A 333-nucleotide genomic window follows, 5' to 3' on the forward strand; every position below is an offset into this window, starting at 1 on the left:
TTATTGACCCGTCAAAACAATAAAAGGATCTGGTAATGAACGCAGAAATCTTGATGAATATTACACCAACCGAGACGCGGGTTGCCGTGGTAGAAAACGGTGTATTGCAAGAAATAGTCATTGAGCGCACCAATCATCGTGGCCTGGTTGGCAATATATATAAAGGCAAGGTGGTGCGGGTATTACCCGGCATGCAGGCCGCTTTTGTGAATATCGGCCTGGAACGAGCGGCTTTTATTCATGCCGCTGAATTGGGCCACCCTGATAGCCAGACGCCGATTAACCAGCTGTTGCATGAAGGCCAGTCGCTGGTGGTGCAAGTGACCAAGGATC

The 333-nt window shown here is 49.2% G+C and carries 1 protein-coding gene; it reads left to right on the forward strand.

Annotated features, from left to right (window positions below; translation table 11 throughout):
• Positions 1-35: 35 nt before the first annotated feature.
• A partial coding sequence (locus Q4563_RS17885; protein ID WP_303605458.1) for a S1 RNA-binding domain-containing protein occupies positions 36-333 on the forward strand: 298 nt, incomplete at its 3' end.

The organism is Gilvimarinus sp. 1_MG-2023 (genome assembly GCF_030548285.1).